1 protein-coding gene is annotated in these 464 nt (G+C 45.3%); it reads left to right on the top strand.

All coding sequences use genetic code 11. The annotated features are described in order from the left end of the window. On the top strand, positions 1-419 hold a 419-nt coding region (locus tag RYX56_RS21180), incomplete at its 5' end, for an ABC transporter permease (protein ID WP_317123968.1). Between the last annotated feature and the right edge of the window lie 45 nt (positions 420-464).

The raw sequence follows: 464 nt of genomic DNA, 5'->3' as shown, positions 1-464 counted from the left end.
AAAACGCTTTGATCGCGATTGCGGTTATCAACGTGCCAAATTTCGGCAGGCTTGTGCGTTCAAAAGTGTTAAGTATCAAACAAGAAGAATATATTATGTCGGCCCGGGCGATTGGAATGAAAGATTCCCGGATTCTCTTTCGGCATATCTTACCAAACAGTATCTCGCCAGTAATCGTTCAGGCCACATTGGCGATTGCCACGGCAATTATTGAAGCAGCGGCATTAGGATTTTTAGGCATGGGAGCGCAACCGCCAACACCTGAATGGGGGAAAATGCTGGCCGATTCAAAAAACTATATTACCAATGCCCCTTGGACTCTATTTTTCCCAGGGATGGCGATTATGTTGACGGTATTAGGGTTTAACCTGATGGGGGACGGGTTAAGAGATGTTCTCGATCCGAAGATGAAGAACTAATAACAGAAGGCCCGCTTTACTTTGGGGTCTCTTTTTATGTTGAAG

Origin of the sequence: Alkalihalophilus lindianensis (genome assembly GCF_032843265.1) — a bacterium.
GTDB lineage: Bacteria > Bacillota > Bacilli > Bacillales > Bacillaceae_D > Alkalihalophilus > Alkalihalophilus lindianensis.
The sequence above is the reverse complement of the archived record's forward strand: the minus strand, read 5'-3'. Positions and strand labels throughout refer to the sequence as shown.